Below are 6,071 nucleotides of genomic sequence, written 5' to 3'. Positions count from 1 at the left end.
GGCCCGCCTCGACGCCGGCCTCCACGGCCGCCCCGGCGTCGTCCACGTGGACGTGGACGTTCCAGAGCCCGTCGCCGCCGACCACCACCAGGCAGTCACCGAGCGCGTCCAGCCGGGTGCGGAGGCGGCCGACGGCGTCGTCGGTGGCCTCCAGCAGGTAGATCACCTCGAAGGCGGGGCCGCCCGCCGGGTCCGCGTCCGCGCACGTGCCGGTGAGCGGGGGGCCGGCGGGGACGCCCGGTACGGGGCCGGCCGGGACCCGCCCACCGACCGCCTCCAGCAGGGCGCCGAGGACCGCCACCAGTCCCTGGCCGCCCGCGTCCACGACTCCCGCCCGGCCGAGGACGGCGAGCCGCTCGGGGGTGTGCGCCAGCGCGCCGCGGGCCCCTTCGTACGCCGCGTCGGCCACGGCCGTGAGCTCCGTGGCCGGAGCCGTCGCCGCGGCGGCCTCGGCCGCCGCGGAGGCGACGGTCAGGACGGTGCCCTCCACGGGGTGGCCGACGGCCAGCCGGGCCGAGGCCGCGGCCTCGGACAGCGCCCGGCGCAGGTGATCCGCGTCACCCGCCTCGGCCAGGACGCCGGCCGTGCCGCGCAGCAACTGGGCCAGGATCGTGCCGGAGTTCCCCCGGGCGCCGATCAGCGCGCCGTGCGCCATGGCGCGTACGACGTCGGCGAGGGCGGGGGCGGTGGTGCCGGTCTCATGGGCGGCGAAGACGGCTTCGACGGCCGCCGCCGCGGATTCCACGGTCAGGTAGAGGTTGGTCCCGGTGTCCCCGTCGGCCACGGGGTACACGTTGATGGCGTCGATCGCCTCGCGCTCGCGGCCCAGTGCCTCCAGGGCCAGCGAGCACCAGGTGCGCACCGCGACGGCGTCCAGGGCGTCGGGGGGCTGCGGCACCGGGGTCCTCCTTGAAGCGGCCGTGGGGGGCTGGGCTGCACCGCAGATTAGTCCCAGGGCCCGGTCCCGGTCGGGGACAGGTGCGGACCGAGGCCGCTGCGAGCCGTGGTAGTTTCGTATCTCCGAAGCAGGCGGGGTATGCTGCTTCGGTTGCCCGACGCGAGTCGGGACATTCCCCCGGTACCGCCACTTCAGTAAAATGATTCCGGCGCGCCGGAATTCACTGTACGTGCATCTGAAGTTTTGGAGTGACCCGTGGCTGCCAACTGCGACGTTTGCGGCAAGGGGCCGAGCTTCGGCAACAGCATTTCGCACTCGCACCGCCGTACGTCCCGTCGCTGGAATCCCAACATCCAGCGCGTGCGTGCCGTGGTCGGTCGGACGCCGAAGCGGCTCAACGTCTGCACCTCGTGCATCAAGGCCGGCAAGGTCGCGCGCTGACGTTCCCGTCGTAGCGCAGCCTTCCGGTTGCCCGAAAAGCCGGTCCACCTCGGTGGACCGGCTTTTTGCTGTCCTGCTCCGGGAGCAGGACGGGCGGGTCACCCGGCGGTGCCCAGCGCCCAGCCGTGGCGCACGGGGCCGATGCCTCCGCCCAGCGCGAAGCCGGTGCGGATCGCACCGGTGACGTAGGCCTTCGCGCCCCGCACGGCGCCCGGCACGTCCTCTCCCCTGGCGAGCAGGCAGGCGATGGCGGAGGCGAGGGTGCAGCCCGTGCCGTGCGTGTGGCGGTTGTCGTGGCGGGGGGCGCGCAGTCAGTGTTCCTCGCTGCCGTCCGTGAGCAGGTCCACGGCCTCGCCGGGGAGATGGCCGCCCTTGACGACGACCCAGCGCGGCCCGTGGGCGAGGATCCGGTCGGCGGCCTTCCGCATGCCCGCCTCGTCGGTGACGGTGAGGCCGGTGAGCTGGGTCACCTCGTCGAGGTTCGGGGTGGCCACCGTGGCGACGGGCAGCAGCTTCGTACGCACGGAGTCGAGCGCCTCGGCGGCGAGCAGCGCGTCCCCGTGCTTGGAGACGCCGACCGGGTCCACGACCACGGGGGCTCCGGTCTCCGCGAGGAGTGCGGCGACGGTCTCCACGAGGGCGGCCGAGGACAGCATGCCGGTCTTCACGGCCTGGACGCCTATGTCGTCCACCACACTGCGGTACTGGGCCCGCACGGCCTCGGCGGGAAGCTCCCAGGCGCCCTGTACGCCCAGCGAGTTCTGCGCGGTCACCGCGGTCAGCACGCTCATGCCGTGCGCGCCCAGGGCCAGCATCGTCTTCAGGTCGGCCTGGATGCCGGCACCGCCGCCGGAGTCCGATCCGGCGACGGTGAGCACGCGGGGCGGTACAGCTGTCGATACGGTCATGGACCGGAATCTACTGGGCGTCCTCGATGGACCCGAAATGGTCCCAGCCGCCCTTGCTGGTCCAGGGCGCCCCGTCGACCGTGACCTGGGGCAGCGCCGAGGGGTTGAGGACCTCGCCGATCACCTTCCAGCGGGCCGGGAGCTTCACCTCGGCGGGGAACGTCGCCACGATCGCGTGGTCCTCTCCCCCGGCGAGCACCCACTGGAGCGGGTCGACGCCGACGGCCTGGCCGATGTCGGACATCTGCGAGGGGATGTCGATGAGGCCGGAGCGCAGATCGATCCGGACCTGGCTGGCCTCGGCGATGTGGCCGAGGTCGGCGACGAGTCCGTCGCTGACGTCGGTCATGGCGGTGGCGCCGAGTCCCGCCGCCGCGGGGCCCGCGTGGTACGGCGGTTCGGGGCGGCGGTGGGCCTCCACGAAGGCGCGCGGGGAACGGAAGCCGCGGGAGAGCACGGCGAATCCGGCGGCGGACCAGCCGAGCCAGCCCGTGACGGCCACCACGTCGCCGGGCCGCGCTCCGGACCGGGTGACGGGTTCGTGGTTGCGCAGGTCGCCGAGCGCGGTGATCGAGACGGTGATCGTGTCGCCGCCGACGACGTCGCCGCCGACCACGGCCGCGCCGGCCACCTGGCACTCGTCCCGCAGGCCGTCCATCAGTTCGGCGGCCCAGGTGACCGGGAGGTCGGCGGGGACGACGAGGCCGAGGAGCAGCGCGGTGGGCACCGCGCCCATGGCCGCGATGTCGGCGAGGTTCTGTGCGGCCGCCTTGCGGCCGACGTCGTACGCCGTCGACCAGTCGCGGCGGAAGTGCCGGCCCTCCAGCAGGATGTCCGTACTGGCCACGACCCTGCGGTCGGGAGCGGCCACGACCGCGGCGTCGTCGCCCGGTCCCAGCCGTACCGCCGGAGTGGTGGTGAGCCGGGAAGTGAGCTCTCTGATGAGCCCGAACTCCCCCAACTCGCCCACGGTTCCCTTCACCGAGTCTCACCTCTCATCTATCGCACCGGACGTCTGTCCGGGCTGCTGCGGCGGCCGGAGTTCCGGGCCCTGGACGGGCCGGCGGCGGGTGCCGGCGGCTCCGGGACGTACGGGCACCGCTGTCCCCCCTCCGCTCCGCCGGGCTTGCGGTCGCGAGCCCTTGCTGCTGTCGGTACCGTCAAGTGACACGTCGACTTCTGTGGTCCGTACGCAACGCTCCGGGTGCCGACAGGCCCACAGGTCTCCCCGCGGCCCACGGCGACGCGATAACGTGGCGTCCCTTTCCCCCACATGATCCTCGTGGTCGCCTTGGAGGTTCCGTGGTACAGGCGTACATCCTCATCCAGACCGAGGTGGGCAAGGCGTCGGCCGTCGCCGAGACCATCGCGAGACTTCCGGGGGTGATTCAGGCAGAGGACGTGACAGGTCCCTACGACGTGATCGTGCGCGCGCAGTCCGACACGGTCGACGCGCTCGGCCGCATGGTGGTCGCCAAGGTCCAGCAGGTGGAAGGCATCACCCGGACCCTGACCTGCCCCATCGTGCACCTCTGACCCCCGTCTACGCTGGTCCGGTGACGCCTATCCGCCGCCGGTCCCGTTCCGCACGCCTCGTCCCGTCCGCCGCCCTGGCCTTCCTGGCCGCGGCGGGCTGTTCCGCCGGTGGCGGGCAGCCCCCGGTCACGGTTCCCACACCGTCGTCCCAGGCGGCGGCGTACTGCGAGGCGCTGCACAAGGAGTTGCCGAAGACCGTCGACGGCCTGGAACGGACCGATCCCGAACCGGACTCGGTGCTGACCGCCGGCTGGGGGGACGGGGCGATCGTACTGCGCTGCGGCGTACCCCGGCCCGCGAAGATGGACGACGCCCAGTCGAAGGGGATCGACGCGGACGGCGTCAACTGGCTGCTGGAGCAGCCCGATGACGCCGGTCCGCGGTTCACGACCACCTACCGCAAGGCGTATGTGGAGGTGGCGCTCGGGACGGAGTACGCCCATGACGTCACCCCGCTCTCGGAGTTCGCCGGTCCCGTCGCGCGGACGGTCCCGGAGAGTCTGTGACGCGGGTCAGCGCAGTCCGGTGGACCGGTTCAGCGCCGCCTGGATCAGCCGGTCCACCAGCTCCGGGTAGCTGACACCGCTCTCCTGCCACATCCGCGGGTACATGGAGATCGGGGTGAAGCCGGGCATGGTGTTGATCTCGTTGATGACGAACGTGCCGTCCTCGGTGAGGAAGAAGTCGGCGCGCACCAGGCCTTCGCAGGAGGCGGCCTCGAAGGCGTCGACGGCGAGCCGCCGCACCTCGGCGGTCTGCTCCGCGGTGAGCGGCGCGGGCACCAGGCCGGCCGCCGAGTCGATGTACTTGGCCTCGAAGTCGTAGAAGTCGTGCGCGGTCACCGGCGGGATCTCGGCGGGCACGCTGGCCCGCGGGCCGTCCTCGAACTCCAGGACGCCGCACTCGATCTCCCGGCCGCGCAGCAGCGACTCCACCAGGAACTTGGGGTCGTGGCGGCGGGCCTCCTCGATCGCCTCGTCGAGTCCGGAGGCGTCGTCGACCTTGGTGATGCCCATGGACGAGCCGCCGCGGGCGGGCTTGACGAAGAGCGGCCAGCCGTGTTCGGCGGCGAACTCCATGATGCGCTTGCGGGCGGCGGGACGGTCCGACTCCCACTCCCGGGGGCGGACGACCTCGTACGGACCGACCGGCAGCCCGAAGGAGGTGAACACCCGCTTCATGTACTCCTTGTCCTGGCCGACCGCCGAGGCGAGGACGCCGGCGCCGACGTAGGGCACACCGGACAGCTCCAGGAGGCCCTGGAGGGTGCCGTCCTCGCCGTAGGGGCCGTGCAGCATGGGGAAGACGACGTCGACCTCGCCCAGCAGCGTGGGCACCGCGCCCGGTTCGCCGACGAGGACGTCGCGGTTGCCGGGGTCGACGGAGAGCGTCACGGACCCGCCCGCGGACGTGGCGAGCTGCTCCACGTCGGGGACCTGCCGGTCGGTGATGGCCATCCGGGCCGGTTCGTCGACCGTGAGGGCCCACCGTCCGTCCCGGGTGATGCCGATCGGCAGGACGTCGTACTTGGTCCGGTCGACGGCGCTCATCACGGCGCCGGCCGTGACGACCGAGATGCCGTGTTCGGAGCTCCGGCCGCCGAACACGACGGCCACGCGCGGCTTGCGGGGCCGTGCGGAGCTCTGACCGGAGCCCGCGGGGCTCTGTCCGGCACCGGCGGGGCTCTCAGGGCTCTGGGGGAGGTTCTCGCTGCTCATATCGCGTCGAGGGTACCTGCTGGTAGGGCCTCTCCGGCGGACCAGGCCCGCGTGACGTCGACGAGCGCGCTCAGCGCCGCTCGGGCTTGGCGCTGCGCGACATCAGCTCCTTCAGCGCGACCTGCGGGGGCTTGCCCTCGTGGACGATCCCGACGACCGTCTCGGTGAGCGGCATGTCGACCCCGTGCCTGCGCGCCAGATCCAGCACCGACTGGCAGGACTTGACGCCCTCGGCGGTCTGCTTGGTGACGGCGACGGTCTCCTGGAGCGTCATCCCGCGGCCGAGGTTGGTGCCGAAGGTGTGGTTGCGCGAGAGCGGCGAGGAGCAGGTGGCCACCAGGTCCCCGAGACCGGCCAGTCCGGAGAACGTCAGCGGGTCGGCGCCCATGGCCAGGCCCAGCCGGGTGGTCTCGGCGAGACCGCGGGTGATGAGGGAACCCTTGGCGTTGTCTCCGAGGCCCATACCGTCGGCGATGCCCACGGCGAGTCCGATGACGTTCTTGACGGCGCCGCCGAGTTCGCAGCCGATGACGTCGGTGTTGGTGTACGGCTGTCTCTTATACACATCTC

General features: G+C 72.4%; 7 protein-coding genes and 1 pseudogene. 3 read left to right on the top strand and 5 right to left on the bottom strand.

Translation table 11 applies throughout. The features are described 5' to 3' along the window. Nucleotides 1–898: DAK2 domain-containing protein (locus tag IH13_RS39165; protein ID WP_031090244.1), on the bottom strand; the 898-nt coding region annotated here is incomplete at its 3' end. A gap of 255 nt (nt 899–1,153) precedes the next feature. Between IH13_RS39165 and rpmB the strand changes: the two genes are divergently transcribed. Then, entirely contained in the window at nt 1,154–1,339 is a 186-nt protein-coding gene (rpmB, locus tag IH13_RS0132905; RefSeq protein ID WP_003965989.1) for a 50S ribosomal protein L28, read from the top strand. A 98-nt stretch (nt 1,340–1,437) separates the two neighbouring features. Here the strand turns inward: rpmB and thiD are convergent. Together thiD and IH13_RS0132895 are read right to left on the bottom strand one after the other, a co-directional pair. After that, nucleotides 1,438–2,247 (bottom strand): annotated as a pseudogene (gene thiD, locus IH13_RS39160) (bifunctional hydroxymethylpyrimidine kinase/phosphomethylpyrimidine kinase). A gap of 10 nt (nt 2,248–2,257) precedes the next feature. Continuing rightward, nucleotides 2,258–3,229, bottom strand: a complete 972-nt coding sequence (locus tag IH13_RS0132895; protein WP_031090241.1) for a thiamine-phosphate kinase — start codon at nt 3,227–3,229, stop codon at nt 2,258–2,260. Nucleotides 3,230–3,549: 320 nt separating this feature from the next. Here IH13_RS0132895 and IH13_RS0132890 point away from each other — a divergent pair, with 320 nt between their 5' ends. Further along, on the top strand, nt 3,550–3,783 hold the full coding sequence (locus IH13_RS0132890; RefSeq protein ID WP_031090239.1) for an Lrp/AsnC family transcriptional regulator: 234 nt from the start codon (nt 3,550–3,552) through the stop codon (nt 3,781–3,783). Between the two features lie 20 nt (nt 3,784–3,803). Further along, complete coding sequence (locus IH13_RS0132885; RefSeq protein ID WP_031090237.1) at nt 3,804–4,289, top strand: DUF3515 domain-containing protein; 486 nt, start codon at nt 3,804–3,806, stop codon at nt 4,287–4,289. Nucleotides 4,290–4,295: 6 nt separating this feature from the next. Here the strand turns inward: IH13_RS0132885 and IH13_RS0132880 are convergent, their stop codons facing one another. Together IH13_RS0132880 and IH13_RS0132875 are read right to left on the bottom strand one after the other, a co-directional pair. Continuing rightward, nucleotides 4,296–5,501, bottom strand: a complete 1,206-nt coding sequence (locus IH13_RS0132880) for a D-alanine--D-alanine ligase family protein (protein ID WP_031090235.1) — start codon at nt 5,499–5,501, stop codon at nt 4,296–4,298. A 70-nt stretch (nt 5,502–5,571) separates the two neighbouring features. Next, a partial coding sequence (locus IH13_RS0132875; RefSeq protein ID WP_158791452.1) for an NAD(P)H-dependent glycerol-3-phosphate dehydrogenase occupies nt 5,572–6,071 on the bottom strand: 500 nt, incomplete at its 5' end.

The organism is Streptomyces sp. NRRL WC-3549 (genome assembly GCF_000721935.1).
GTDB lineage: Bacteria > Actinomycetota > Actinomycetes > Streptomycetales > Streptomycetaceae > Streptomyces.
This window is presented reverse-complemented; position numbering and strand designations above follow the sequence as displayed.